Source organism: Bradyrhizobium sp. USDA 4454, assembly GCF_054822705.1.
Window position 1 is genome coordinate 3,438,914 of record NZ_JBTRCN010000001.1, and the last position, 25,848, is coordinate 3,464,761.

A 25,848-nucleotide genomic window follows, 5' to 3' on the forward strand; every position below is an offset into this window, starting at 1 on the left:
TCGCTGATGCGATGATGGGTTACGCCTTCGGCTAACCCATCCTACGATTTCCGAGGTCGCGGACACAGTCTCGCCTGACGGAATATTTCCGCGCTTGCCAAGGTCGCGTTGCCGGTTCAGAAAAACGCTGGATCAAGAAACGCCAGCGGAGAGCGATTTGACCATCAAGGGCAAGGCCTACATTGCCGGGATCTACGAACATCCCACCCGGCATGCGCCGGATAAATCAACTGCACAGCTTCATGCCGAGGTCGCCAAGGGCGCGATCGAGGATGCCGGGCTCACCAAGGACGACATCGACGGCTATTTCTGCGCCGGCGACGCGCCGGGCGGGCTGTGGCCGATGGTCGATTACCTCGGCCTCAACACCAAGAAGCTGCGTCACATCGACTCCACCGAGACCGGCGGTTGTTCTTATCTGATCCACCTCGGCCACGCCGCCGAGGCGATCGCCGCGGGCAAATGCTCGGTCGCGCTGGTGACGCTGGCGGGCAAGCCGCGTACCGGTCCGATGCCGCCGCGCGCGGCCGGCGCCGAAGCCGATTTCGAATCCGCCTACGGGGCTACCACGCACAATGCCTATGGCATGTGTGCCATGCGCCATATGCACGACTACGGCACCACCTCCGAGCAGCTCGCCTGGATCAAGGTCGCGGCCTCGCATCATGCGCAATACAATCCGCATGCCATGCTGAAGGAGGTCGTCACCGTCGAGGATGTCTTGAACTCGCCGATGATCTCGGATCCGCTGCACCGGATGGACTGCTGCGTCGTCACCGACGGCGGCGGCGCGATGATCGTCACGACGCCCGAAATCGCCAGGAGCCTGAAGAAGCCGCTGGTGCGCCTGATCGGCCACGGCGAGGCGGCGAAGGGTCCGCGCGGCGGCAAGGATCTCGACCTGACTTACTCCGCCGGCGTGTGGTCCGGCCCGCGCGCCTTCGAGGAAGCGGGCGTGACGCCGAAGGACATCAAGTACGCCTCGATCTATGACAGCTTCACCATCACGGTGCTGATGCAGCTCGAGGACCTCGGCTTCTGCAAGAAGGGCGAGGGCGGCAAGTTCGTCGCCGACGGCAATTTGATCTCGGGCGTCGGCAAGCTGCCGTTCAACACCGACGGCGGCGGCCTGTGCAGCAACCATCCCGTCAATCGCGGCGGCATGACCAAGATCCTCGAGGCTGTACGCCAGTTGCGCGGCGAGGCGCATCCGAAGGTGCAGGTGAAGAACTGCGACCTTGCGATCGCCCACGGCACCGGCGGTCTGCTCGGCGTTCGCCACGCCGCCTCAACCTGCATTCTGGAGCGTGCGTGATGTCTGAAGCGAAGAAGTACAATGCCCCGGTGACCAATCCGGAGAGCGCGCCGTTCTGGGAGGCGGCGAAGGCGGGCAAGTTCATGATCAAGCGCTGCACCACCTGCGGCGAGGCGCATTATTTCCCGCGCGCGATCTGCCCGTTCTGCTTCTCCGACAAGACGGTGTGGGAGGAGTCGAGCGGCGAGGCCACGGTCTATACCTACAGCCTGATGCGCAAGTCGCCGACCGGTCCCTATGCGATCGCCTATGTGACGCTGAAGGAAGGCCCGTCGCTGCAGACCAACATCGTCGATTGCGACCTGGAGACGGTGAAGATCGGCCAGAAGGTCAAGGTGGTGTGGAAGCCGACCGACGGCGCCCCGCTGCCGTTCTTTACGCCGGCTTAAGAAGTACCTTCCCCCCTTGCGGGGGAAGGTGGCAGCCGAAGGGTGCCGGAAGAGGGGTTTCTCTCCGCGAGAGAGATGTGTTTGCGGAGGCAACCCCTCTCCCAAGAGAGTTTGTTGCACCACCGGTGCTGCCCTCTCCCGCAAGGGGAGAGGGCACATCAACGGGCGGCGCAAGAGAGAACAGTTCGGGGAGAAACACCAATGCCGATCGTGTACGAACAGCTGATGGCCCTGAAAAATCTCGGCCAGAAATACAGCTACACCGACCGCGACGTGATGCTCTACGCCTATGGCATCGGCTTGGGGGCCGATCCCATGGACGAGAAGGAACTCGCCTTCGTCAATGAGGGCACACTGACGCCGCGCCCGCTGAAGGTGGTGCCGACCTTTGCGTCGGTCGCGGCCTGGGGCGCCGGTCCCGGCGAGATGAACCTCAATCGCGTGATGGTGGTCGACGGCGAGCGCGACATCACCTTCCACAAGCCGTTCGCGACCGCGGCCCACATCACGGCCGACTCGACCGTGCTCGACGTGTTCGACAAGGGCAAGGACAAGGGCGCGGTGATCCGCCATCAGACCGTGCTCAGGGACGAGAAGGGCGACAAGCTCGCCACGCTGGTCGCATCGCGCTTCGCCCGCGGCGATGGCGGCTTCGGCGGCCCGTCCGACGGCCAGCCCGAGCCGCACAAGGTACCGGAGCGCGCGCCCGACCAGGTGGTCGACATCACGATCCGGCCGGACCAGGCGCTGATCTATCGCCTGTGCGGCGATCGCAACCCGCTGCACTCCGATCCGGAGTTTGCGAAGAAGGCCGGCTTCCCGCGGCCGATCCTGCACGGCATGTGCACCTACGGCATCACTTGCCGCGGCGTGTTGCAGACCTATGCCGACTATGATCCCTCAGCCTTGAAGCAGCACGCGGCGCGGTTCTCCTCGCCGGTGTTTCCCGGCGAGACTGTGACCATGGAGCTGTGGAAGGACGGCAATGTGGTGTCGTTCGAGGCCAAGGTGAAGTCGCGCGGCGTCACCGTGATCAAGAGCGGCAAGACGGTGCTGGCCTGATACTCCGTCATTCCGGGATGGTCGAAGGACCAGACCCGGAATCTCGAGATTCCGGGTTCGATGCTGCCGCATCGCCCCGGAATGACGGCAAATGAAATGGAGAAGCAACCATGGGATTACTCGACGGCAAGGTGGCGCTGATCACGGGCGCGGGCGGCGGATTGGGTGAAGCCTACGCAAAGCTGTTTGCGCGCGAGGGCGCGGCCGTGGTGGTCAACGACCTCGGCGGCCCGCGCGACGGTTCGGGCTCCGACAAGTCGATGGCCGACAAGGTGGTGGACGCGATCAAGGCCGAGGGCGGCCGCGCGGTCGCCAACGGCGCCGATATCTCGACCATGGCCGGCGGCCAGTCGGTGTTCGACGACGCCATCAAGCATTTCGGCCGAGCCGACATTCTCGTGAACAACGCCGGCATCCTGCTCGACGAGACCTTCCACAAGGCCAAGGAGGCCAACTGGGACAAAGTCATCAAGGTGCATCTGAAGGGCACCTTCTGCTGCACCCAGCCGGTGTTCAAATGGATGCGCGACAACGGCGGCGGCGTGATCGTCAACACGTCGTCGACCTCGGGGCTCATCGGCAATTTCGGCCAAACCAATTACGGCGCCGCCAAGGGCGGCATCTGGGGCCTCTCCAACGTGCTGGCGATCGAGGGCCGCAAGTACAACATCCGGATCTGGACGCTGGCGCCGGGCGCGCTGACCCGCATGACAGCCGATCTGCCCCGCTACAAGGAGAACCCGGGTGCGGCGCTCGGGCCGGCCGGCATCGCGCCGGCCGTGCTCTACATGGTCAGCGATCTCTCCGGCGACCAGACCGGCAAGGTGCTCGGCGTCTCCGGTCCGCGCGGCGTCCGCGAGATGAAGATGATGGAAATGGAGGGCTGGAAGCCGCCCTTTACCGGCTGGAAGGCCAAGGACATCGTCACCCACGCCAAGGAGATCTTCTTCTCCGAGGAGCAGATCAAGATGGGCGCGCGGCGGTTTTAGATGCTAAACGTCGTTCCGGGGCGCGCCTAGCGCGAACCCTCAGGTGCGCAATTGCGCACCGAGAACCTTGAGATTCCGGGTTCGATACTGACGCATCGCCCCGGAATGACGATCAAAATTGAGGCATCCATGAAACTCACCGCCCAGGCCGCCGGCACCTTCGCCATCGCGCCGACCCCGTTCCACGACGACGGCCGCATCGACGAGGCATCGATCGACCGGCTGACCGATTTCTATACCGAGGTCGGCTGCGACGGCGTCACGGTGCTCGGCATTCTCGGCGAGGCGCCGAAGCTCGATGCCGCCGAGGCGGAGCAGGTCGCGCTGCGCTTCGTCAAGCGCGCCGGGAAGCTGCAGGTGATCGTCGGCGTCTCGGCGCCGGGCTTTGCCACGATGCGCTCGCTGGCCAAGAAGTCGATGGACGCGGGTGCCGCCGGCGTCATGATCGCGCCGCCGCCGCACCTGCGCACCGACGACCAGATCATTGGCTATTTCAAGCAGGCGCAGGAAGCGATTGGCGACGATATTCCCTGGGTGCTGCAGGACTATCCGCTGACGCTCACCGTCGTGTTCACGCCCGCCGTGATCCGCAAGATCGTGATGGATTCGCCATCCTGCGTGATGCTCAAGCACGAGGACTGGCCGGGCCTCGAGAAGATCTCGACCTTGCGCAACTTCCAGAAGGACGGCTCGCTGCGGCCGCTGTCGATCCTGGTCGGCAATGGCGGCCTGTTCCTCGACTTCGAGATGGAGCGCGGCGCCGACGGGGCGATGACGGGCTATGCCTTCCCCGAGCTCCTGATCGACGTGGTCAATCTGTCCAAGGCGGGAAAACGCGATGCGGCGCATGATCTGTTCGACGCGCATCTGCCGCTGATCCGCTACGAGCAGCAGCCCGGCGTCGGCCTCTCCGTGCGCAAATACGTGCTGCAGAAGCGCGGCATCATCTCCTCCAGCGCCCAGCGCAAGCCGGGTGCTATGATCACGCCGCAGGCGAGGGCGGAGGTCGATTATCTGCTGTCTCGCGTTGCCCGGGTCGACAGCCGCGCCAATCTGCAACCGCAATCCAGTGCAGCAGGATAATGATGACCGAGATCGTTGCCCCGCGCCTTGCCTCGACCGTGCTGCTGCTGCGTGACGGAAGCAGCCGCGAAATCGAAGTCTTCATGATGGTTCGCCATCACCAGATCGAGTTCAACTCGGGCGCGCTGGTGTTTCCGGGCGGCAGCGTCGACAAGAACGACAAGGAGATCGCCGCCGATCCCGCGCTCTATTCGGGCGGCGAAGGGCTCGACGGCGACGCGCTCGGCTTCCGGATCGCGGCGATCCGCGAAACCTTCGAGGAAAGCGGCATCCTGCTGGCGCGGCCGAAAGGCTCGAAGGAGCTGGTCGACGCAAAGCGGGCGAGCGAGATCGCGACCGCGCATCGGACCGCGCTGAACGAAGGCAAGATCAGCTTCCTCAAGGTGCTCACAGACAACGGCATGGTGCTCGCGCTCGACGAGCTCGTGCCCTATGCGCACTGGATCACGCCGGAGGGCATGCCGAAGCGTTTCGACACCTGGTTCTTCCTCGCCGCTGCGCCGCCCGAGCAACTCGGCGCCCATGACGGCAGGGAATCCACCGATTCGATCTGGGTGTCGCCGCGCGAGGCGCTGGAAGGCGGCGAGACCGGCCGCTTCAAGCTGCCATTCCCGACCACGCGCAATTTGATCAAGCTCGGCAAGCAGCCGAACGTCGGCGCTGCGCTCGCCGACAGCGCGGGCAAGCCGATCGTCGCCGTGATGCCGGTGATGACCAAGACCGCCACCGGCCGTCAGCTCCGCATCCCCAAGGAGGCCGGCTACGACGGCGAGGTGTTCGACGTCAGCGCGCTGGGGTAGGCTCTGCTGTCAGTCATCCCGAGCCGGCGTGTGCGTGACTCACGGCTGCGCGACAAGCGCGGTGTCGTCCCGGCGAAAGCCGGAACCCATAACCACCGATGTTCATTGTTGCGCGACGCTGGGGCCGCAGCTTTTTCTTACAACACAACCCTGTGGTAATGGGTCCCGGCCTGCGCCGGGACGGCGATGGAGAGGGAGAATCGCCGCTTCTCTCCACAGTTCGGTCTGAAGCGAAGTATCATCGCCTCCCGCCGATGTAGCTTCCGTCTCGACCATCGAGACGGAATCCTCAGCCCAATGACGACCACGCCCCGTCAGCCCAACATGGCCTTCGAGCTGGCCTTGCTGCTCGCGCTCGCGACCCTGTGGGGCGGCTCCTACAGCTTCATCAAGCTCGGGGTGGCGACCATCCCGCCGATCACGCTGATCGCGGCGCGGACTGCGATCGCGGGGCTGCTGCTGCTTGTCATCATGCGGATGCGCGGCGTGACGATGCCGGCGGACGGCGCGACCTGGCGCCGCTTCATCTTCCAGGCCTGCCTCAACAGCGTGATCCCGTGGACGCTGATCGCCTGGGGCGAGCGCTTCGTCGATGCCGGGCTCGCCACCATCCTCAATTCGGCCTCGCCGATCTTCACCTTCCTGTTCACGGCCGCGGTCACCCGCCATGAGGTCGCGAGCCCGCGCAAGCTGTTCGGGGTGATCGCCGGGATGGCAGGCATCTGCCTGATCGTCGGCGTCGACGCCTTCCGCGACCTCGGGCCGGGCATCGTGGCCGAGGTCGCGATCGTCGCCGCCACCATCTGCTACGCCTGTGCCGCGATCTTCAGCCGCTGTTTCAAGGGGCTCGACCCAATGGCGCCGGCCGCGGGCTCGCTGCTCGCGGGCGCCGCGATCCTGATCCCGCTCAGCCTCGCGGTCGAACAGCCCTGGACGCTGACACCGTCGGTGAGCTCGCTCGCCGCATTGCTGGCGCTGGCAGTGTTCTCGACCGCGATCGCCTTCGTGATCTACTTCCGCCTGATCCAGAGCCTCGGATCGGTCGGCACCACCGCGCAGGCCTACCTTCGGGTGCCGATCGGGGTCGCGCTCAGCGTCCTTTTCCTGGGCGAGCGGCTCAGTCCCACGGCGTGGATCGGGCTCGCCTGCGTCGTGATCGGCGTCGCCGCGATGACGATTCCCGCGCGAAGGACCGCGACGGCCTGAGGTCATCGCCGCGATGACGGTTCCCGCGCGAAGGACCGCGACGGCCTGAGGTCATCGCCGCGATGACGATTCCCGTGCGAAGGACCGCTACGGCCTGAAGTCCGACTTCCGAACCAGCACCGGGCAGCCGCCGGACGATGCTTGCCGCCCTGTACCGGAATCGGTCACCGGCGGCCGTGGGGTGACACCGGTCACACCGGCCGGCCGGGCCCCTCAGCATGTTTACCCAAGCCCCGTAAATTCCCGTATATTGAGGTGCATTGGACCCCGGCCTTGATGACATGACCGCTGAATTGCCGCCGAATTCGCAAGCGCCGCGTGCGTTCTCCCTCTCGATCGGCCAGCTCACGTTCGGCAGCTTCCTGCTGGTACTGGCTGTGATCATCATCACATCCACCGCCAGCGTGATCGCGATCCGCCACATCGATACGACCTTTGCCGAGCTGCAGCGGCTGCAAAGCGTCGGCGACATCGCCGAGGATATCGACCGCCGCACCAACGAGCTGCGGCTGGCGGCGCGGGACTTCGTCACCGAGCCCGGTAGCCAGTCGGACCAGGTCGCGCAGGCGGCGCAGTCGCTGAGCGAGATCCTGAAAAAGACCCGGATCGAGCTCGCGCCCGAGCAGCAGGACATGATCGACGGCGTCACCCAGCGGCTGGCGACCTATCGCAGCGGCATCGAGCGGATCTCGGCGCTGCTCAGCCGCCGCGCCGAGATCGTCGCCGGGCTGCCGCCGCTGCGCGATGCGTTCGACCGCGCGGTCGCCGCGAGCAATGATGCGGCGCTGGCCAACTCGCTGTCGCAGGTCCAGAGCGGCATTGCGACCGCTTTGTTGGCGCACAACACGTCCGCCGCCGAGCATGCCGCGCAGAGCATGCGGGCGATGACCATCGCCGATCCCGCCCTGCGCAGCGCCGTCGACGACTATGCCGAGGCGATCAGCGCGATCTCGGTCCGCGAGGGCCAGATCGCCGACATCGACCGCGAGGTGCTCGGCGCCGAAGGCGTGTTGATTCAGAAAGTCACCGAACTGTTGCGCGAGCTCAGCTCCCGCCGCGGCCATGTGCTGTCGCGCGATTTTGCGCGGACGCTGGCTGAAGCGAAATGGCAGAGCATCGTGCTCGGCACGGCGGGCGTGCTGATCGGGCTGTTCGCTTCGGTGCTGGTGGTGCGCCGCACCGTGCGCCCGCTCGCCAGGATCGCGGGCTCGATCCGCAAGGTCGCGGGCGGCGAGAAGAGCGCCTTCATCCCCGGCGCCGACCTCGACAACGAGATCGGCGACATCGCGCGCGCCGCCGAGGTGTTCCGCCAGACCCTGGTCGATGCCGACAGCGCGCGCGAGGCGGCGCTGCGCGCGCTTGCCGAGCAGCGGCTCGCCGAGGAAAGCTACCACAAGCTGTTCGAGGCATCGGTCGAAGGCATCTACGTCACGACGCCGGGCGGCACGCTGCTCAACGCCAATCCGGCGCTGGCGCGGATGATGGGTTATGCCACGCCGCAGGACCTGATCAACGGCATCGACGACATCGCCACCACCGTCTATGTCGATCCGGCGGCGCGCGAGCAGTACATGCAGTTGATGCAGCGCGACGGCACGGTGCGCGACTACGAGTACCAGGTGCGCTCGCGCGACGGCACGGTGCTGTGGCTGTCGGACTCCGCAACCGTCGTGCGCAACGACGAGGGCGAGGTAATCCGCTACGAGGGCACGGTGCGCGACATCACCGACCAGAAGCGCGCCGAGGATGCGATCGCCGAAGGCCGCCGCTTGCTCCAGATGGTGATCGACACGGTGCCCGCCGTCATCAACGTCAAGGATCGCGACCTGCGCTACGTGCTGATGAACCGCTACATGGCGGGGATCTTCGGCATCGAGCCGCAGGACGCGATCGGCCAGACCACCGGCGAATTGATGTCGCGCTACGGTGCGGCCAAGACCGATGAGAACGACAAGCGCGTGCTGTCGGCACGCCGCGAGCTCGGCTTCTATGAGGAAGAGTACAAGGACGTCGCCGGCAACATGCGGCAATGGCTGGTCAACAAGCTGCCGATCCTCGATGCGCATGGCGAGATCGAGAACATCGTCACGGTCGCGCTCGATATCGGCGACCGCAAGCGCTCCGAGCAGGAGATGCGCAAGGCGCGGGATTCCGCCGAGGCCGCGCTACGCAATCTCCGGGAGACCCAGAACTCGCTGATCGAGGCCGAGAAGCTCGCCGCGCTCGGCCGCCTGGTCGCCGGCGTCGCCCATGAGGTCAACAACCCCGTCGGCATCAGCCTGACGGTGGCCTCCGCGCTGGAGCGCAAGACCGCGAATTTCGGCGCCCAGGTCGAACGCGGCGACCTCAGGCGCTCGAGCCTCAACGACTTCCTCAATACCGCGCGGGATGCGTCGGCGCAGCTGGTCGCCAATCTGAACCGCGCCGCGGAGCTGATCCAGTCGTTCAAGCAGGTCGCTGCCGACCGCAACTATTCGGATCAGCGCACTTTCGATCTCGGCGACCTCACCGAGCAGGTCGTGATGAGCTTGCGGCCCGGCCTGCGCAAGCACAATCTGACGCTCAACGTCGATTGCGAGCCGAATCTAATCATGAACTCCTATCCCGGACCGTATGGCCAGGTGCTGACCAATCTGTTCCTCAATGCGGTGGCGCATGCGTTCCCGGACGGCAAGGCGGGCGAGGTCGAGATCAAGGTGCACGCCGCCGGCAACGACTATGTCGAGGTGATCTTCGCCGACAATGGCTGCGGCATGAGCCTCGACGTCCGCCGCCGCGCCTTCGATCCGTTCTTCACGACGCGACGCGACCAGGGCGGCACCGGGCTCGGCCTGCACATCGTCTACAGCATCGTCACCAACCGCCTCGGCGGCCGGCTGTCACTCGACTCGGCGCCGGGCAACGGCACCTGGATCCAGATGATCCTGCCGCGCGTCGCACCGCTGGAGCAGGCCGCGGAGTAGGCGGGACGCGTGGCGGCTAGCCGCGAGCTCATTCTCGTTCCGTCATCCTGAGAGGGTGTGAATATATTCAGTGTCGTCCTGGCGTTAAGCCAGGACGACGGCGTGAGGAGGCCGCTCGCTACAATTTCTCACCGTCCCCCTGAGGAGGCCGCAACGCGGCCGTCTCGAAGGGTCGACGGCCCGACTGTGGCCGTGCATCCTTCGAGACGGCCGCGTTGCGGCCTCCTCAGGATGACGGGTTGATAGCTTTGGTGCTAATCGATATCCGCGAGCCAGTGCAGCGTTGCGCCGAAGATCAGGCTCGCCTTGCCGACCAGCGCGGTTCCACTCATGTTGCCGCGGGTGTCGGTGAAGGTGCCGGAGACGCCGATGCCGACCGGTGCCGGTCCGCCGAACAGCGGGTTGTCGGTGTCGCGCGGCGTGGTGTGGCGTTGCACGAGGATCTCGCCCTTGAACACGTCGCCCTTCACCGTGTAGCTGCCGGTGTAATACAGATAGGCGTCGCCGCCCAGAATCTGGCCGTCGCGGAAGAGAATCACTCCGCTGCCCTTGCCGACGCGTCCGTCCAGCAGGGTAACGTGGATTGAGTACAGCCCGTTCTTCATAACGTCCCACGGCCGGCTGCCGTGCCCGCAGCAATCCGGATTGGCTTTTTTATGCCAAAGCGAGCAACCTCGTGCAATGCGGCAGGTTGATTCCCGGGTGTCCGGAGTGGCCGTGTACCTCGGTTCCTGCCAGGCGGTGTGACGGCGCGATGACAGCGGACCGTGCGCGCGAATCGAACTGGCCCGCGAAATGCATAGCTCTGGTTGCACTGGCCGGTGAGTGCTGGAGCAATATACATGACAGACAGGATGGAAGCTGGCGACCGTTCGGCGGGCCGCTATCACGACCTCGGAACCCTGACCCGCCGTCGCAAACGCCGGCTTCGACTGGCCGTGCCGCTTGGTCTGGTCGCGCTCGTATCGGTCGGCGCGGCGCAGCTGGCTCAGGCGCGCGATCCCGACGGCCGCTACGCCAATTCGCCGCTCAAGGAATGGTTCGACAGTCTGCGCAGCGGCAAGGGACCGTGCTGCTCCGATGCCGACGGCAGTGCGGTCAGCGATGTCGATTGGGAATCCAAGGACGGACACTATCGCGTGCGCCTCGAAGGGACGTGGATCGACGTCCCCGACGAAGCCGTGGTCACCGAGCCCAACCGCGCCGGCCGCGCCATGGTGTGGCCGATCAAGAGCTATATGGGCGTGACGATCCGCTGCTTCATGCCCGGCAGCATGACGTAACGGAACGCTCGTCGCTCAAGCATACTTCTTGTCGCGCTCGAGCAGCTCGATCGAGATGCCCTGCGGGCCGCGGATGAAGCAAATCCGCACGCCGGGGCGGATCGTGGTCGGCTCCTTGGTGAACTCGACGCCCTTGGCCTTGATCTCGGCGGCGACCGCGTCGATGTCCTTCACGGTCAGCCCGAAATGGTCGAGCCCCTGATAGGGCGTCACCGGCGGCGCGTTGACGCCGTCGCCCTGCGTCACCTCGGCGATGAAGATCTTGGCGCCGCCGAGCTGGACGTCGATGCGGCCGGGTCCGCGGATGATCTCGCCGCCGAGAATGTCGCGCAGCCAGGTCGCGGTGGCCTCGGGATCGGGACTGCGCAGATGGACGTGGTCCCAGGTGACGACTGGCATTGCGAAACTCCGTGTTGTTCTCGCGCCGCTTTGGAGCGTGGCACTCGATCTCGGGCGGCGGGAATTTAGCGATCGGCCGCCGGCGATGCCATCCCTCCCTGCGCGCAGTTGCAAGATTGTCGTCCCGGAATGAAACCATTCCGGCGGTCGGCGGTTGTTCTCGCGTGGCCGCTCGACCTGCGGCCGTCTCTATAGACCTGCTCTGTGGGTGACGGCGCGATCGGGCGTCGAGGGTGAGGGCACGACGATGCGGATCGGGCTGGCGTCGTTTCGAAAGGCGGCTGCCGGACATCTTGGTGAGGGCGGCTTCTACGCCAGCCTGCTGCTGCCGCTGATCGCGCTCGCCGGGATTGGCGCTTGGTTCGTGCTCCCCGAGCCCAGCGACGCCGGCGACCAGGAGACGCGGCCGGTGTCATCGGCCATCGTCCGCACTGCGGATACGCCTGCCCAGACCGCCAAGGACTCACACAAGGATGCGCCGGCCGCGGCCGCAGTTGAGCCGGCCACGGTCGGCGTGGCCACGGCGCAGCCGGCGGAGGAGGCGAGGCCGTCCGTGCCGGGCGTCGAGCGGTTGCCGCTGGACAAGCTGCGGATCGCCTCGCAATCATTTCAGCGCGGCGGGTTGGGTTCGAAGGCGCTGGTCACCCTGACGCTGCGCAACGCCAATGATTTCGCGGTCAAGGATATCGAGATCGCCTGCGCCTTCATCCGCCGGGACGGCAGCCCCATGACCGAGCGCAAGCGGCTGATCCCGGATACCATCGGCATGAGGAGCCGCAAGACCTATCCCCGGATGTTAATCGGGTTCGTCAATGTTAACGCAGACAAGGCGAAATGCACGGTCGTGACCGCCAGCCGCGTCTAGACCTGCATCTCGAAAAAGTGACGGGGAATTGACTTCCCGGGTGAACCGTAACGGCCAGGCAGGAACTAACTAATAAGCCGACCGTTGGAGAACGACCCGGAACCGCGGGATGGCGACTGTCCGGGTGATCATACGCAGACGATGAATTCGCCCGCGCGATGACTGATGTCGTCGCGCCGAGATGAACCGCGCCCGGCGCGGGGGGAGCTACCAAGATGCCAGTGGCGCGTTATTTCCTGTATGTTGGTGGCGTGCTGCTCGCGCTGCTCTTCATTGTCAATGCCGTGGTGCCGCAGGAGGCCACGATTCCCGGCCAAAGCCAGACCATCTCGTCGCCGGGCGTCGACAAGACCATGGTGCGCATCAGGTCGACCCAGAAATTGCCGGATCGGGTGGAGTATGACACCAGCCTGCCGACCATCGTTCCGGCGCAGGTCAATGCGGTTGCGGCAGCGGCCCTGCCGGCTGCCGGCGACGCGTCGGCGCAGGCACGCGTCCGCAGCACGTTTGCCCAGTTCATTCCGCCGGAAAAGGCTGACGCGAACAAGGTCGTCGCCGAAGCGAAGCCGGCCGAGCAGCCGGCCCAGCCGCAGGCGCCCAAGAAGCGCAAGGTCGCGCGCTATCATGCCCATCCGCAGCAGCCGATGCGGCTGGCCCAGCCCGGCATGTATCAGCCCTACCGCGTCGCGCAGCAGCAGCCGCGCATGGGCTTCTTCGGCGGGTTCGGCACCTGGTAGCAGGACCACGGCGCCAGCCGGCCAATCGATTCGCCGCCGCAAACGCATGCGGCGGCATTTTCATGTGTCGATCGGCGCGCTTAGCGTGGCAGGCGCGGAATCTTGTCGGCGAAGCCGTTGTAACAGGTCAGCCGCTCGTCCTCTTCCTTCACGAAACGGCATTCGTTGACGCCCTTGGCGGGGGCGGCCTTCGGCTTCGGCTGCGGCTTGAAAATCTCGTCGTAGCACATCAGCCGCTCCTTGGTGGCATCGTCGATGTCCTGACAGGCCTGGAGCTTCTGGGCGGCCGATTGCGGCTTGTCGGGGGCGGGCGGCTTCTCGCCCTTCTTGGCGGCCTGCTTCTTGCCGACCTGGACCAGGGGCTTGTCGCCGACCATCGGCTGCGTCGCCGCCGCCGGCTTGTCGGCGGGCGCCGGGGCTGGAGTGGTGCCTTGAGCAAGCGCGGCAGCCGGGCAGAGGAGCGCCAGCGCGAGGATGATATGTCTCATGGTGAAAATGTCCGAAATGGCGTGATGACCGGAAGGATGGCGCCGGGGATCGGAAAAGCCCGGCAAGCGCCGAGGCTTATCGCAAGTCTTGTCCGAATCCTACCCCAGACGCGGCCCGCCCGGCACCGATCCACCGGGGAAATACCGGCAAATCGTCGCCGTGGAACGACCAAGGGAGCGTGATTTGCCTTTGCCGGGCGGGGCGGCTATGACCACCCCATCTGCGCGACTGGCGCTTGGATGGACCACCATCGGGGAGCGCAGAGACTGAAACGCCGCGCGCCTGGGCACCGCTTCGAAACGGAGGTGCCATGACGGCGAAACTTCTCGATGGGCATGCACATGCCCGGATTGTCATCGACAAAATTGCCAGTGAACTTGACCGGCTGCCGCGCGCACCGGGGCTTGCGGTCGTGCTGGTCGGCTGCGACCCGGCGAGCCAGATCTATGTGCAGAGCAAGGTCAGGATGGCCGAGCGGCTCGGCCTGCGCGGCGCGGTCGAACGCTTGCCGGATGATTGCAGCGAGGCCAATCTGCTTGCCAGGATCGATGCCCTCAATGCGCGCCACGACATCGACGGCATCCTGATCCAGCTGCCGCTGCCGGCGCATATCGACTCGTTGCGCGTGATGGCGGCGGTCGATCCCGCAAAGGATGTCGACGGCCTGCACGCGCTCAACGCCGGCCGGCTGTTTCACGGCGACGCTGCGCTGGTGCCGTGCACGCCGCTCGGCTGTCTCCGGCTGATCAAGTCGATTCGATCAGATCTCACCGGCGCTCATGCCGTGGTGATCGGCAGTTCCAACATCGTCGGCAAGCCGATGGCAGCGCTGCTGCTGCAGGAGCAGGCCACCGTGACGCAGACCCACATCCACACCCGCGGCATCAGCCAGATCTGCCGCCAGGCCGACATCCTGGTCAGTGCGGTGGGCAAGGCGGGCCTGGTGGGCGGCGACTGGATCAAGCCGCAGGCCATCGTGATCGTGTCGGCACCACGCGGGTCGAGAAGCCGGACGGCGGCTACGCGGTGTGCGGCGACGTCTCTTTCGACGAAGCGGTGCAGGTCGCCGGCGCGATCACGCCGGTGCCGCGCGGCGTCGGCCCGATGACCATCGCCTGCCTGATGGAGAACACGGTGAAGGCCGCCAAGGCGAGGGCGAAGGCGGCCCGGCTGCAATAGCGCAGGATGCTCAGGGCGGAGCGCGAACGGTCGGCGCTGCTCGCGTCTCGTGCCCCCGCTTGGATATTCCGTGCGCGAAGTTGATGACCTCGCAGGTAATGGAAAGCCCCGCAGCATTGGTCTATCGTCGCGCGACACACGGAGACGCGCGATGCTGTATGCGGAAGATCAGACCTTCAAGCTTGGCCGCTACACGATCGGCGAGGCCGAGATCCTGGAGTTTGCCGGGAAATATGATCCGGTGCCGATTCACACCGATCCCGTCGCGGCTGCGGCGGGCCCGTTCGGCGGCCTGATCGCAAGCGGCTTCAACACCATTGCGATCTATCAGCGGCTGGTCGTGGAGGCGATCTGGAGCAAGGTGGCGGGCATCGTCGGACGGAGCTTCGAGATACGCCTGCCGAGCCCGGTCCGCCCGGGGACCACGCTGACTGGCCAATCGGAGATCCAGAAGATCACCATCAGGCCGGAGCGGCGCGATGCCGTCGTGATCTTCAAGACGGAGCTCGTCAACGACGAGCAGCGGCCGGTTCTTGTCCTGGTGCTCGATGCGCTGATCCACATGCGGCCGGCGGAGCGGGAGCGGGCATAGCCTTCGCCCGAATTGAGTCTGGCCGCTCGGCAATGCTGCGGCTACCATGCCAAACCTGCGGTCGAACTGAAGCGCATCTTTGATGCTGTCGCGTCTGGCCGCCGGAGCATTCGGTTCGACGATGTGGTGCGGCCGTGAAAAGCAACAAGCAGAAGCGCGGGGAGATCGATGCGAAGCGGCGCAGGGCCGACGAATGGCTCCGCTTGCAGGCGCAAAAGGCTGCCGAGCAGCGTCGCCAGCGCGACTACAAGATCGCGCTGGCGCGCGACGAGGTTGCCGTGGTGACGAGCGCGCTTGCGCCCTCGAACAGCTATTCGACACCCGATTTCGTCTTGCGGGGCACCTATCGGCCCGAGCCCTTCGTCTGCAAGGACTGCGGCGTGGCCGAGGTCTGGACGCCATTGCAGCAGAAATGGTGGTACGAGACCGCCAAGGGCGACGTGTTCACCAAGGCCGTGCGCTGCCGGGCCTGCCGCACCAAGGAGCGCGCACGCAAATCCACCTCGCGCGACGTGCATCTGGATGGGCTCGCCCGGAAGAGCAAGCCCTCCGTCACATGAGTGGCGGGCAGGTGTGACGCCGCGCCGCATTTCTCACATCGATCCACGGGGAACCCGGCGCGCTTGCGGTCAATGCGTCGCGTGTGCGGAACGTTTCGTTGCCTGATCGGTTCGAGACCTTGAAGCCCCCGAACGTGGGGCGCGGGCGGGGAGGAACCGGCCAGGGAAACACCTCAGGGCCGGAACCAAAAAGAAGGAGCAGCGGATGAAGCTTAATTCCACCCAAGTCAAACAGACCATGACGCAACTGAACGCGCAGGTGCTTCCGGACGATCATCCCGCCGTGGCACAACTGAACAGCGTGTTCGGCGAACACACATTCTTCGTCGATACCAGCGGCCTCAAGGTGCTCGAACCCGCCCAGAGCTCCGACATGGCGGGGCAGACCGGCGAGGTGGTGAGCCTTGCCGAATGGAGCGACCCGGAGCTGACCTCGCTGCGGCCGCACGAGCCCGAGCCGACCGGCGTGCTCATCGCGCTCGAACCCAGCAAGCACTAGAGCAAGATCCGGAAAAGTGGAAACCGGCTTTTCCAAAAAGATCGTGCTCAAGCAAAAAGATCTAGGTGAAGCAACGTCGACGATCGGCTCTCTTGATGGCGACAGTCTCCGACGTCACCTCAAGAGGTGCCGAAAGTCACATGGCAAATCAGCGCCGCCTGCGTATGCATCGGTTCGAGTGGGTATCCAGGCGGCGAGGGGCAGATGGGGATTGTGCGGCGCTGGAGCCCTGACGAGGACGACAAGCTCAGAGAACTCGCCAGGGCCGGCAAGAATGCGCTGGAGATCAGCAACGAGCTGACCCGTAGCGCGTCGGCGGTGCGGCGGCGCGCCGAGGTGCTGTCCGTCCTCATCGTGGCCAAGGCGTTTCGTGCCCGCCCGTCGCATGTCGCGACCCATCTCGAGCGGGTCGCGATCGACGCGATCCATAACCGCCGTGCGTTTCCCGCGGGCGTCGGCCCCAGCACGATTGCCGGCATGATCGAGAAAGGCTGGATCGTTCCGGAGCTGGGCCGCCGATATCGCGTGACGGATGCCGGCGTCGAGGCGGTGCGGCGCAAGATCCCGAGTGGGTAAGGATGATCTATTGGTGCGCTCACACGCCAGCACCATTGTGGGTCACGACATCCATTCCCAGGCCTGCCCGGACACGACGCTGCTGTGGACGGCGCTGAAGCAGTTCGAGGCGCCGAGCTTTGATATGGTCGAGTTCACCAGCCAGTATCCGTCCGTCCACGGCTCGTTCCTCGGTATCGGCGCCATGAAGCGCCGACCCGCGTAGCTACGGGGACGGAAAGCCGAGCGATCGTCGCGATCGCGCATTCGCCGGCCGCTAACCCAGATTCAATTTGCTCTTGTCGCCGCCGGCCCAGGCCAGTGTCTTCGGGTCCATCACGCGGAACCAGAGCGGCGGGATCGCTGCCAGCCCGAACATGCCGGTGTAGCCGTTCGGCAGCCGCGGAATGTCGTCGAAATCGCGCAGCGATTGATAGGGCCGCATCGGGTTGGCGTGATGATCCGAATGGCGTTGCAGATGGAACGTCATCAGGTTCGAGACGATGTGGTTGGTGTTCCAGGAGTGCCGCGGCTCGACTGCCTGGTAGCGGCCGTTCGGCAGCCTTTCGCGCAACAGTCCGTAGTGCTCGACATAGTTGGCCTGGGTCAACGCGTACCAGCCGAGGAAATGATGCGCGACGATGAACGGCGCGACCTTCCAGCCGAACAGTGCAATCAGGATCGCGGCAACGACGAGCGTCAGCGCAAAGCCCTGCAGGATCTCGTTGTTGACCGACCACACCGGCTCGCCGCGCCGCGTCAGCCGTTCGGCCTCGTTGCGCCAGCCGCGCCTGAAGGCACCCGGCAGCTCGCGGGTTGCGAACGCATAGATCGATTCACCGAACCGGGCGCTGGCGGGATCTTCGGGGGTCGCGACCCAGGTGTGATGGCCGCGATTGTGCTCGACACGGAAATGCGCGTAACCGACCGCGCAATTGGCGAGCATGCCGAACAGGATGTTGAGCCGGTCCGGCTTGTGGCCGAGCTCGTGCCCGATCAGAAGCGCGCCGCCATTGATGGTGCCGACGCCGAGCAGCAGCACGACATAGGACCACCACGGCAGTTCCTGGGTGCCGAAGAAGGCGATCAGGGCGACGTAGTTGATCCAGGGAAACACCACGGTGATGCGCGCGAGCCGCAGGTAATAGGGATCCGCCTCCATCGCGGCGACGACTTCCGCCGGCGGATTGTGGGTGTCCTCGCCGAACACGACGTCGAGCAGCGGGATCAGGATGAAGATGAAGACGAAGGGGATCAGCGTCACCAGCGGATTGTGCGTCCGCAGGAACAGCCAGTAGGACAACAGCGGGATCAGCGGCGGGATGAACGACAGCATCCACAGATAGCGCTTGCCGTCCCGGTAGGTGATGGTTTCGCCAGCCGCGTTGGTGCCCGTGAAGATCATCGCATTCCCTCCAACATCACGTCGAGTCGGCATTCGCCGTCGTTGTCCGGAGCATGCCGCGAGGCAGGCCTGCGCCGCCAGTTCACAACAGGCCAAATTTGTGGCATTTTGCGCCAAGCCTGTTCGGCCGGACGTTCGCGAGGGAGGCGCCGACACAATGCAGGGATCGGAGGCCGACGCCGGTCGCACCCCGGTGTCCGCGGCCTATGCGCGGGCGCTGCTACGCACCTTCGGCAAGACGCGGAGCGAGCGCGACGAGCTGCTGGCCGGCACGGCAATCCAGCAGGATGCGCTCGATCAGCCCGGCGCGCACACGCCGGTGTCGTCGCTGGTGATGCTCGCCGCCAACATCACGCGGGTGCATGGCGAGCTGTGGCCGCTGTCGGCCGCGGCGGTGTGGTCGACATCGCTGCAAGGTGCGCTCGACGTCGCGACCAGGACGGCGCCGACCATCGAAGATGCGTTGAGCATCGGCGCGCGGTTCGGATCGACCCGCGCGCCCTTCATCCGCAACCGGCTGCTCAAAACCGCGCGCGCAATCCAGATCGAGATTACGCCCGCGGTGGCGATGGAGGGCGCGCTCTGGCGTGCCGTGGCGCTGGCGGTGAGCCTCAACGTGCACGCGGTGTATGTGCAGCTGCTCGAGGACGCGATCGGGCAGGCCACGCTGGAATTTCCCTGGGGCCCGCCCGCCGGCGCGGAGCGGCTGGCGCCGCATTTTTCCTGCGCGGTGAAGTTCAACGCGGCTGCCTTCCGCTTCGACGTGCCGAAGGCGCTTTGCGGTCGGCCGTCGCCGTTTGCCGATCCGGAATTGCACGCCAAAGCGATCGAAGCGCTCGAGGCGATCGAGAAGCCGCGCTCGGATGCCGAGTCGCTGACGCGGGTGGTCGAGACCCTGATCGCATCACGGCTGCCGCATCGCCTCGGCGAAGAAGAGGCCGCGCGCCTGATCGGCACCTCGCGCCGTACCCTGGTGCGGCGGCTCGCGGAAGCCGACATCGCCTTCCGCCCGCTGCTCGACGCCGTGCTGCGCGAGCGCGCGAAGGTGATGCTGGCGGCGGGCACCCAGTCACGCGACCAGATGGCGGCGGCGCTGGGCTATACCGATGCGACGAGCTTCAGCCGGGCGTGCCGGAGGTGGTTTGGGGAGAGGGCCGCGCGGGGATAGCGGGCGCGGCCGCAGCTCGCGCGGGCCCGGAACCTCGCGGGACCGTGCGCGGATTGCACGACGCCGATCCCTCAATGCGTATGCAGGGCGTCGTAGGCGTGGGCACAAAATACGGCGGCGCTGAGGAGCAGCAGCACGACAATGGTCGCTTCCATCATGACACTTCCCCATAAATTCTTTGATTATTTGGGGGAGGCTACCGGCCAAATGTTTCCGCCCGGTTTCGTCGGCTGCTGAAAATGGTTTCGTGGCTGCCGTCTGAACAATGGCGCGCCGCGGCCGATGAAGATGGGCAAGATTGCCCCGCCGTGGCGGTATGATGCAGCGACCGCTTAAGCGATCCGGCCGGATGACCACCGATGCAATCTTGCGCTACGCCTCATCGGCGGCTGTCCGCCCGATCTCGCCGGCGGTCCGGTTACCCTTCGGCTGCCGGCATTTCGATCAATCCCGGGGACGGCGCGCATCACGATGTCCTCCGGCTGAGCGTGTCAATTTGCCTTGATGGCGGCCTCGCGGATGACCTTGGACCATTTCGCAGTTTCGGCGCGAAACAGCTTCGTGGAGTCCTCCGGTGTGGTACCGACCACCGTGAACCCAAGCGCTGCCATTTTCTCCCTGATGTCGGGGAGAGCCATGGCGCGCGTGATCTCGCGGTTAAGCAACGCGATGATCTCCTTGGGCGTCCCGGCCGGAACGACAAACGCGAACCAACCCTCGCCTTGAATCTCCGGGTATCCGGCTTCGGCCGTGTCCGGCACTTCGGGCAGCGCCGACGATCGGGTCTGGCTGGTGACGGCGAGCGCACGCAGTTTTCCTTCGTGGATATGCGGTACTGCGGGCGGTAATGACGTGAACGCTATCGGAGTGTGACCCGCCAACGTCGAGCCGACCGCCTGGCCCGCGCTGTTGAAAGGGACATGCACAAGGTCGAGCCCCAACGACAGGCGAAACAGCTCGCCGATGAGATGTGGCGGCGTGCCGGTGCCGGGGGACGCGAAACTGTATTTCGTGCCGTCCGCCCTGATAAGCGCGACCAGCTCGCTCAGAGTCCTGGCCGCCAGCGAAGGATGGATTGTCACCACCGTGGGCGCACTCACCGCCACCGTCACCGGCTCAAAATCCTTGTAGGGATCGTACGGCACCTTGTCGTACATCGCCGGATTGACGACGATGTTCGGCGGCACGACGAGAACGGTGTAGCCATCGGCCATGGCCCTCGCGCCTTGACCCATTCCGATATTGCCCCCGGCGCCGCCGACATTCTCGACATAGAACTGGCTTCCGAGTTGCTCGGAGAGCTTCTGAGCGGCAAGGCGGGCGAGGATGTCGGCTGGGCCGGCGGGCGCGTATGGCACCAGCAGGCGCACCGGCCTGGCCGGGTAGGCCTGCGCCGAAGCTGATGATGGCAGAGCTGCTGCAACCGAAGCTGCCGTCAGCATCAGGAATTCGCGCCGCAGGAGCACCATGTGAGACCTCCGTCAGTCAGGCGGGACCGGAGATATCATCCGGCGCGACCGTACGGTATTATATGCATTCGGCAAAATTGATATCGCAGGAGATATGTCGTGGAATTGCGTCACCTCCGTCACTTCGTGGCTGTTGCAGAGGAGGGCCATATCACGCGCGCCGCCGAGCGGCTCGGCATGCAGCAGCCGCCGCTCAGCCAGCGGATCAAGGCGATCGAGGACGAGCTCAATGTGCAGCTGTTTCGCCGTAAACCGCGCGGCGTCGAGCTAACCGAGGCCGGACGCGTCTTTCTCGATCGTGCACGTGCGACGCTCGCGCACTATGACGGCGCATTCGAAGCGGTCCGCAGCGCGGCGCGCGGCGAGCAGGGACGCCTCTGTATTGGCGTACTGCCCACAACACTCTTTCATCCCTTCGTACCGTTTGTCATCCGAGCATTCCGGACGGCTTACCCGCAGGTGTCGGTGACATTGGACGAATGTCTCCGTACAGAAGCAATCGAGTGCCTGCGGAATCAGCAGCTGGACATCGCCTTTCTCCGCAGCGCGATGGACGAAGAGGAGGGCTTGCTCGCTTATCCGCTGCTTAACGAGCCGATGGTCGCGGCGTTGCCGAGCGACCATCCCCTCGCGCGGAGCGGGCGCCGCGCCATGTCGCTTTCTCTGAAGGACTTGGCCGACGAGCAGTTCATTATCTATGCGCGTCAACTCGGGCCCGCATTCTACGAGGCGACAATGGCAGCGTGCCGCAGGGCGGGATTTACTCCACGCCTTGGTCAGGAAGCCCCGCGCATCACGTCGGCCCTCAGCCTGGTGGCCGTGGGGCTCGGTGTGTCGCTTGTGCCGGCGTGCCTGCAGAACATGACAATGAATGGTGTCGTGTACCGCAGGCTCAAAGGTGCAGTTCAGCCAAAGGCCGTGCTGATGCTCGGCTTGCGTCGGGGGGAAACGTCCCCCGTTGTTCGCAACTACGTGAGCCTTGTTCGGAAGACTGCGAAGACATTTCGCCCGCCCGAGCAAGAGGCGACCTAACGCGATGAAAACGGCCGTCCAGGCTGCGCCGACGCAGAGCGGGCCGGGGGAGCGCTCGACCGAGCAGCACACCGCAAGCGCTCAAGACCTTCGCCAGTCAGGCCCGCAGGCGGATGCGGACCGAGGCGGGCGGCTACTGCCGCGGCCACCTCCGTGGCGCTGGCCCGGCGGGAGCAAGTGGACGCGAAAGAGGTTTGCATCATGGCATCGAAAACCGTGCTCTTGCGTACGCTTGTCGCCGCATCGAGCGCAAATCGGCAGGTTTTGGCGTGCCCAGTTCTGTACCGAAGTGGCGCGCTCGGAGAGATTCGAACTCCCGACCCTCGGAATCGAAATCCGATGCTCTATCCAGCTGAGCTACGAGCGCGTTGCGGGTCGATTATCAGACTTGGGCGGACAGGGCCAGCCGCCCTGCGGGTCCACCGCGGCGGTGTCCGCAGACCTCCGGAACAAATCTTCAGAAGCACGGATGCCGGCGGCGGTCCTGGCCGATATAGGCGGCCGAGCCCTGGTAGCATTTGTTGGTCGACGGGCCGTCGTAATAGGCGAAGCTGCCCGGGGCCAGGCCGGGGCCGTAATTGTGCAGGTAGCTGATGTGGTAGGGCAGGCCGTAATATGCGTGCCGGTGGTGGTGATGCCGATGGTGCGGATAGGCCGAGAGGTCGGCGGCGACCGCCGGGGTCAGGGCCGGGACGGCCAGGGAAACAGTCAGGGCGAGCGCGGCGAAAAGCTTGGTCTTGGTCATTGGAGGCCTCCGGGCATTCACGCTGGAATCGGCTTGTCGGCCGGTCCCAAGTATCATTTAACCCCGAATCGGGGCCGAAAGCTGCGGGAAATCAGCCACAGCGCGCCAAATTTTGCCTTTTTGCGGATGCTTAACGGATTGCCAACACAGTCCGGCCAGAGTCTTGCGGTCAGGTCCGCCTGGGCCGCCTTTCCCTTGGTTTAGAACATTTCATGCGCATCACGCCCCTTGTCGCCCTGCTGCTCTCGGTCCTGGCGGTTACGCCGGCACGGGCCGTGCTGCACATCACGCGCGACCACGGCGGCTATGTCGAGGAGTACAAAGCCAAGTACAAGCAGGTCCGTGAGCGCCGCGAGCGCGTCGTGATCGACGGCATCTGCAACTCGGCCTGCACGCTGGTGTTCGGCATCGTGCCGCTGAACAAGATCTGCGTGACGCCGAAGGCCAGCATCGGCTTCCACCAGGCCTATTACGACAAGGCGTTCACCTTCGGCATCAAGGTTACCAGCCTTGAGGGCACCTCCGACCTGATGTCCTATTATCCCGATGCGGTGAAGGACTGGATCCGCCGCAATGGCGGGCTGACCACCGAGATGAAGAAGATCAAGAACGGGGTCGATCTCTGGAAGATCGTCGATCCCTGTCCGGAAGAGTGGTAGGCGCGGGCGCCCTCGCGGTTCGAGGCTCTTTACTCACGTCTTCGGCCTGACGTCGCCGTCCGACACCAGCAGCACCGAGGCCTTCGACTTGCCGAGCACGGCGGCCGCGACGCTGCCGAAATTCAACCTGTCGCCCCGGATGCGGTCGACGCCGATCACGACCAGGTCGGCCCCGCTTGCTGTGATCTCCTGCAGGATCGCCACTTCGGGCGCCGTGTTGGCGCGCAGCCGGGTCGCGACATTGATGTCATAACGCGCCGCGGTCGCCGCGATGTCCTTCAGGATCGCTTCCTCCGGCGCCAGCGACATACTGGGGCTGGTGCGGCGGGCGCCCCTGTCGCGGGTGGTCGAGACATAGACCACCTGCAACGGTTCCCTGGCGAGACGCGCCAGCGCGATCGCGACCTCGGCGCCGCGCCGCGAGACGTTGCTGCCCGAGACCGGCACCAGGATTTTGCGCGCATTCGCTGCCGGCTCGCTTGCGTGCACGCCCTTGGCGACGGCGATCGCCAGCGGGCCGCCGAACCCAGAGGTCAGCTCATTGATCCGCCGGTCGAAGCCGCCATCGGGGCCCGCGACCTCGTCCATGCCGACCACGAGCAGGTCAAAACCCTTTTTGGCTTCCTCGGCGATCGCCTCCGCCACCGTCTCCACGGGCGCGCGGCTGATCACGTCGACATTGCCACCGCTCTCGGCGTCGGCCTCAGCGCTGGCCTCGGCGCCGGCCTTGGCCGCGTTGATGACCGCGGCCTCCGGGCTATCAGTATGGTTCGGCTCCGGCAGCTTGGCATGCGTCCCGACATGCAGCACCGTGATCGGCAGCCCGCGCCCGCCGGCGAGCAGACCGGCAAGATGCGCGGCGAATTTCGCGTTGGTGCTTTCGTCGACCGCGAGCAGCAGCCGCTCGAGATTGGCGACGAAGCCGCGCTGCTCATATTCCTCGCGCTCCAGCCGTTCCTGCTCGTCCTTGCCGAGCGGCAGCCGCGCCAGCGCACTGCGCAGCATCGGCGGCATCGCCATCGTGGTCAGGATCGCCATGGTCACGATCATCGAGAACAGGGTCTGGCTCAGCACGCCCATCGACAGGCCGATGGTGGCAATGATCACCTCGGTCGAGCCGCGCGCGTTCATGCCGCTCGCCAGCGCTTAGGATTCCTGCCGGGTCAGCCCGCCCAGCGCGCCGCCGGCAAGGGCGCCGCCGAACTTGCCGATGCTCGCGATCAGGATCAGCGCGGCGGTCAGCCCCAGCACCGACGGATCCTTCAGCACGGTGAGGTCGGCGCTCAGCCCGGCGAGCCCGAAGAACACCGGCATGAACAGGCTCGAGATCAGCCCGCGCAGCCGTTCGTCGATCTGCCGGGTCAGGATCGGGGATTCGCCGACCAGCACGCCCGCGATGAAGGCGCCGAGCACGGTATGCACGCCGATCAGATGCGTGATCATCGCCATCCCGCTCATCAGGAGCAGGATTACGGTAATGACCGCCGCCGACGAGACCAGATTGTCGTTGGCCCAGCGGATCAGCCGGAATACCAGCCGGCGGCCGATCGTGAAGCTGACGGCGAGGAAAGCGAGGGTGCCGAACAGCGCCTGCGCGACCGACAGAACATCGAGTGTGCCGCGCGAGGCGAGGCTGAAGATGACGGCGATGATGATCCAGCCGATGGTGTCGTCGATAATCGCGGAGGCGACGATGATCTGGCCGACATTGCGGCGCATGAAGTTCATCTCCCGCACCACGACGGCGACGATCTTCACCGAGGAGATCGACAGTGCGGTGCCGAGGAACAAGGCTGCGATCAACCGCGCTTCGGGATGCGGCAGCAGGCTCTGCGGCAAGACTTCACCGAGCACAAAGCCGCAGGCGAACGGCACCGCGATGCCCGTGATCGAGATCGTGATCGCCGCGCGGCCGACCTTGCGCACCAGCTTGAGGTCGGTCTCCATGCCCGTCAGCAGGAGCAGCAGCAGGATGCCGATCTGCGCGATGCCGTCGATCAGCGCCTTCTGCTCGCCGGACGGCGGAAAGAGGACGTCATGGGCCGACGGCCATAGCCAGCCGAGCAGCGAGGGGCCGAGCAGCAGGCCGCCGAGCAGTTCGCCGATCACGGAAGGCTGGCCGATCCGCTGCATCAACTCGCCGAGGCCGCGGCCGACTGCGATCAGCAGCGCGATCTGGACGAGCAGGATGAACTCGGACGGCTTGCCCGCTTTGCCGCCTTCGGCGCCGGCTACCGTGACCGTCGCAAGCAGGATGATGACCGCCCAGATCGTCGGTTGAAGCCGCCGCCTGCGGATCGCCATTACCTCTCCGATTTCGAAAATTCCAGCGCGGCTTGCCCCACCTCTAACCGCATGCGGTCAACGCCGGCGTTTCGAAAGCGATCCACCGGCGGTCATTTTTG

Annotated in this window: 25 protein-coding genes, 1 tRNA gene, 2 pseudogenes and 1 riboswitch; of the genes and pseudogenes, 20 read left to right on the plus strand and 8 right to left on the minus strand. The window is 65.5% G+C overall.

The window, feature by feature from the left end:
- Window positions 1-157 precede the first annotated feature (157 nt).
- The 8 genes from ACVIW0_RS16015 (at window position 158) to ACVIW0_RS16050 (ending at window position 9,807) form a co-directional block, all read left to right on the plus strand.
- On the plus strand, window positions 158-1,315 hold the full coding sequence (locus ACVIW0_RS16015) for a thiolase domain-containing protein (RefSeq protein WP_461353186.1): 1,158 nt from the start codon (window positions 158-160) through the stop codon (window positions 1,313-1,315).
- Window positions 1,315-1,704 carry a Zn-ribbon domain-containing OB-fold protein gene (locus tag ACVIW0_RS16020; protein ID WP_106318237.1) on the plus strand — a complete coding sequence of 130 codons (390 nt, stop codon included), beginning with the start codon at window positions 1,315-1,317 and terminating at the stop codon, window positions 1,702-1,704. Before ACVIW0_RS16015 ends, ACVIW0_RS16020 begins: the two co-directional genes overlap by 1 nt.
- 201 nt (window positions 1,705-1,905) lie before the next feature.
- On the plus strand, window positions 1,906-2,766 hold the full coding sequence (locus tag ACVIW0_RS16025) for a MaoC/PaaZ C-terminal domain-containing protein (RefSeq protein WP_461353187.1): 861 nt from the start codon (window positions 1,906-1,908) through the stop codon (window positions 2,764-2,766).
- A 110-nt stretch (window positions 2,767-2,876) separates the two neighbouring features.
- Entirely contained in the window at window positions 2,877-3,755 is an 879-nt protein-coding gene (locus ACVIW0_RS16030; RefSeq protein WP_461353188.1) for an SDR family oxidoreductase, read from the plus strand.
- A 129-nt stretch (window positions 3,756-3,884) separates the two neighbouring features.
- Complete coding sequence (locus ACVIW0_RS16035; RefSeq protein WP_461353189.1) at window positions 3,885-4,838, plus strand: dihydrodipicolinate synthase family protein; 954 nt, start codon at window positions 3,885-3,887, stop codon at window positions 4,836-4,838.
- A gap of 2 nt (window positions 4,839-4,840) precedes the next feature.
- Window positions 4,841-5,638, plus strand: coding sequence for an NUDIX hydrolase (locus tag ACVIW0_RS16040; protein ID WP_461353190.1), 798 nt, complete (start codon window positions 4,841-4,843; stop codon window positions 5,636-5,638).
- Window positions 5,639-5,935: 297 nt separating this feature from the next.
- Window positions 5,936-6,844: a DMT family transporter gene (locus ACVIW0_RS16045; RefSeq protein ID WP_461353191.1), complete on the plus strand. Its 909-nt coding sequence runs from the start codon at window positions 5,936-5,938 to the stop codon at window positions 6,842-6,844.
- A gap of 281 nt (window positions 6,845-7,125) precedes the next feature.
- A complete protein-coding gene (locus ACVIW0_RS16050; protein ID WP_461353192.1) occupies window positions 7,126-9,807 on the plus strand; it encodes a PAS domain S-box protein in 2,682 nt (893 codons plus the stop codon).
- A gap of 254 nt (window positions 9,808-10,061) precedes the next feature.
- Here the strand turns inward: ACVIW0_RS16050 and ACVIW0_RS16055 are convergent, their stop codons facing one another.
- On the minus strand, window positions 10,062-10,412 hold the full coding sequence (locus ACVIW0_RS16055) for a GrlR family regulatory protein (RefSeq protein ID WP_461353193.1): 351 nt from the start codon (window positions 10,410-10,412) through the stop codon (window positions 10,062-10,064).
- Between the two features lie 237 nt (window positions 10,413-10,649).
- Here ACVIW0_RS16055 and ACVIW0_RS16060 point away from each other — a divergent pair, with 237 nt between their 5' ends.
- Window positions 10,650-11,090 carry a hypothetical protein gene (locus ACVIW0_RS16060; protein ID WP_461353194.1) on the plus strand — a complete coding sequence of 147 codons (441 nt, stop codon included), beginning with the start codon at window positions 10,650-10,652 and terminating at the stop codon, window positions 11,088-11,090.
- Window positions 11,091-11,105: 15 nt separating this feature from the next.
- On the opposite strand, the gene ACVIW0_RS16065 is transcribed toward ACVIW0_RS16060, so the two are convergent.
- On the minus strand, window positions 11,106-11,489 hold the full coding sequence (locus tag ACVIW0_RS16065) for a VOC family protein (protein ID WP_461353195.1): 384 nt from the start codon (window positions 11,487-11,489) through the stop codon (window positions 11,106-11,108).
- Window positions 11,490-11,697: 208 nt separating this feature from the next.
- Here ACVIW0_RS16065 and ACVIW0_RS16070 point away from each other — a divergent pair, with 208 nt between their 5' ends.
- Together ACVIW0_RS16070 and ACVIW0_RS16075 are read left to right on the plus strand one after the other, a co-directional pair.
- Window positions 11,698-12,354 carry a hypothetical protein gene (locus ACVIW0_RS16070; RefSeq protein ID WP_461353196.1) on the plus strand — a complete coding sequence of 219 codons (657 nt, stop codon included), beginning with the start codon at window positions 11,698-11,700 and terminating at the stop codon, window positions 12,352-12,354.
- 215 nt (window positions 12,355-12,569) lie between these two features.
- On the plus strand, window positions 12,570-13,091 hold the full coding sequence (locus tag ACVIW0_RS16075) for a hypothetical protein (RefSeq protein WP_461353197.1): 522 nt from the start codon (window positions 12,570-12,572) through the stop codon (window positions 13,089-13,091).
- An 80-nt stretch (window positions 13,092-13,171) separates the two neighbouring features.
- Here ACVIW0_RS16075 and ACVIW0_RS16080 read toward each other — a convergent pair whose 3' ends face one another.
- Entirely contained in the window at window positions 13,172-13,579 is a 408-nt protein-coding gene (locus tag ACVIW0_RS16080) for a hypothetical protein (protein ID WP_461353198.1), read from the minus strand.
- Between the two features lie 215 nt (window positions 13,580-13,794).
- Window positions 13,795-13,875, plus strand: a riboswitch (ZMP/ZTP riboswitch).
- A 15-nt stretch (window positions 13,876-13,890) separates the two neighbouring features.
- Here ACVIW0_RS16080 and ACVIW0_RS16085 point away from each other — a divergent pair.
- The 6 genes and pseudogenes from ACVIW0_RS16085 to ACVIW0_RS16110 all read left to right on the plus strand — a co-directional run bounded on the left by ACVIW0_RS16085 (window position 13,891) and on the right by ACVIW0_RS16110 (window position 17,191).
- Window positions 13,891-14,759, plus strand: a pseudogene (locus ACVIW0_RS16085) (bifunctional 5,10-methylenetetrahydrofolate dehydrogenase/5,10-methenyltetrahydrofolate cyclohydrolase).
- Window positions 14,760-14,910: 151 nt separating this feature from the next.
- Window positions 14,911-15,351, plus strand: coding sequence for a MaoC/PaaZ C-terminal domain-containing protein (locus ACVIW0_RS16090; RefSeq protein WP_461353199.1), 441 nt, complete (start codon window positions 14,911-14,913; stop codon window positions 15,349-15,351).
- 134 nt (window positions 15,352-15,485) lie between these two features.
- Window positions 15,486-15,911 (plus strand): zinc-ribbon domain containing protein, encoded by a 426-nt coding sequence (locus ACVIW0_RS16095; RefSeq protein WP_461353200.1) that lies wholly within the window; start codon window positions 15,486-15,488, stop codon window positions 15,909-15,911.
- Window positions 15,912-16,116: 205 nt separating this feature from the next.
- The gene (locus tag ACVIW0_RS16100; protein ID WP_163153387.1) at window positions 16,117-16,410 is read left to right on the plus strand and encodes a hypothetical protein; all 294 of its coding nucleotides are present in this window, start codon (window positions 16,117-16,119) and stop codon (window positions 16,408-16,410) included.
- 204 nt (window positions 16,411-16,614) lie between these two features.
- Window positions 16,615-16,986 (plus strand): SANT/Myb-like DNA-binding domain-containing protein, encoded by a 372-nt coding sequence (locus ACVIW0_RS16105; protein ID WP_461353201.1) that lies wholly within the window; start codon window positions 16,615-16,617, stop codon window positions 16,984-16,986.
- A 13-nt stretch (window positions 16,987-16,999) separates the two neighbouring features.
- On the plus strand, window positions 17,000-17,191 hold the full coding sequence (locus ACVIW0_RS16110; RefSeq protein WP_461353202.1) for a hypothetical protein: 192 nt from the start codon (window positions 17,000-17,002) through the stop codon (window positions 17,189-17,191).
- 51 nt (window positions 17,192-17,242) lie between these two features.
- Here the strand turns inward: ACVIW0_RS16110 and ACVIW0_RS16115 are convergent, their stop codons facing one another.
- Complete coding sequence (locus ACVIW0_RS16115) at window positions 17,243-18,370, minus strand: alkane 1-monooxygenase (RefSeq protein WP_461353203.1); 1,128 nt, start codon at window positions 18,368-18,370, stop codon at window positions 17,243-17,245.
- A gap of 157 nt (window positions 18,371-18,527) precedes the next feature.
- On the opposite strand from ACVIW0_RS16115, the gene ACVIW0_RS16120 reads away from it, so the two are divergent.
- Window positions 18,528-19,538 (plus strand): AraC family transcriptional regulator, encoded by a 1,011-nt coding sequence (locus ACVIW0_RS16120; protein ID WP_461353204.1) that lies wholly within the window; start codon window positions 18,528-18,530, stop codon window positions 19,536-19,538.
- Window positions 19,539-20,029: 491 nt separating this feature from the next.
- On the opposite strand, the gene ACVIW0_RS16125 is transcribed toward ACVIW0_RS16120, so the two are convergent.
- Complete coding sequence (locus ACVIW0_RS16125) at window positions 20,030-21,007, minus strand: tripartite tricarboxylate transporter substrate binding protein (protein ID WP_461353205.1); 978 nt, start codon at window positions 21,005-21,007, stop codon at window positions 20,030-20,032.
- 99 nt (window positions 21,008-21,106) lie between these two features.
- On the opposite strand from ACVIW0_RS16125, the gene ACVIW0_RS16130 reads away from it, so the two are divergent.
- Window positions 21,107-22,039, plus strand: a complete 933-nt coding sequence (locus tag ACVIW0_RS16130; RefSeq protein ID WP_461353206.1) for a LysR family transcriptional regulator — start codon at window positions 21,107-21,109, stop codon at window positions 22,037-22,039.
- 290 nt (window positions 22,040-22,329) lie between these two features.
- Here the strand turns inward: ACVIW0_RS16130 and ACVIW0_RS16135 are convergent.
- Window positions 22,330-22,406, minus strand: a tRNA-Arg gene (locus ACVIW0_RS16135).
- Between the two features lie 90 nt (window positions 22,407-22,496).
- Window positions 22,497-22,784: a hypothetical protein gene (locus ACVIW0_RS16140; RefSeq protein ID WP_461353207.1), complete on the minus strand. Its 288-nt coding sequence runs from the start codon at window positions 22,782-22,784 to the stop codon at window positions 22,497-22,499.
- A gap of 212 nt (window positions 22,785-22,996) precedes the next feature.
- Between ACVIW0_RS16140 and ACVIW0_RS16145 the strand changes: the two genes are divergently transcribed.
- Window positions 22,997-23,443 (plus strand): hypothetical protein, encoded by a 447-nt coding sequence (locus ACVIW0_RS16145; RefSeq protein WP_461353208.1) that lies wholly within the window; start codon window positions 22,997-22,999, stop codon window positions 23,441-23,443.
- A 33-nt stretch (window positions 23,444-23,476) separates the two neighbouring features.
- Here the strand turns inward: ACVIW0_RS16145 and ACVIW0_RS16150 are convergent.
- Window positions 23,477-25,800: pseudogene (locus ACVIW0_RS16150) on the minus strand (cation:proton antiporter domain-containing protein).
- Between the last annotated feature and the right edge of the window lie 48 nt (window positions 25,801-25,848).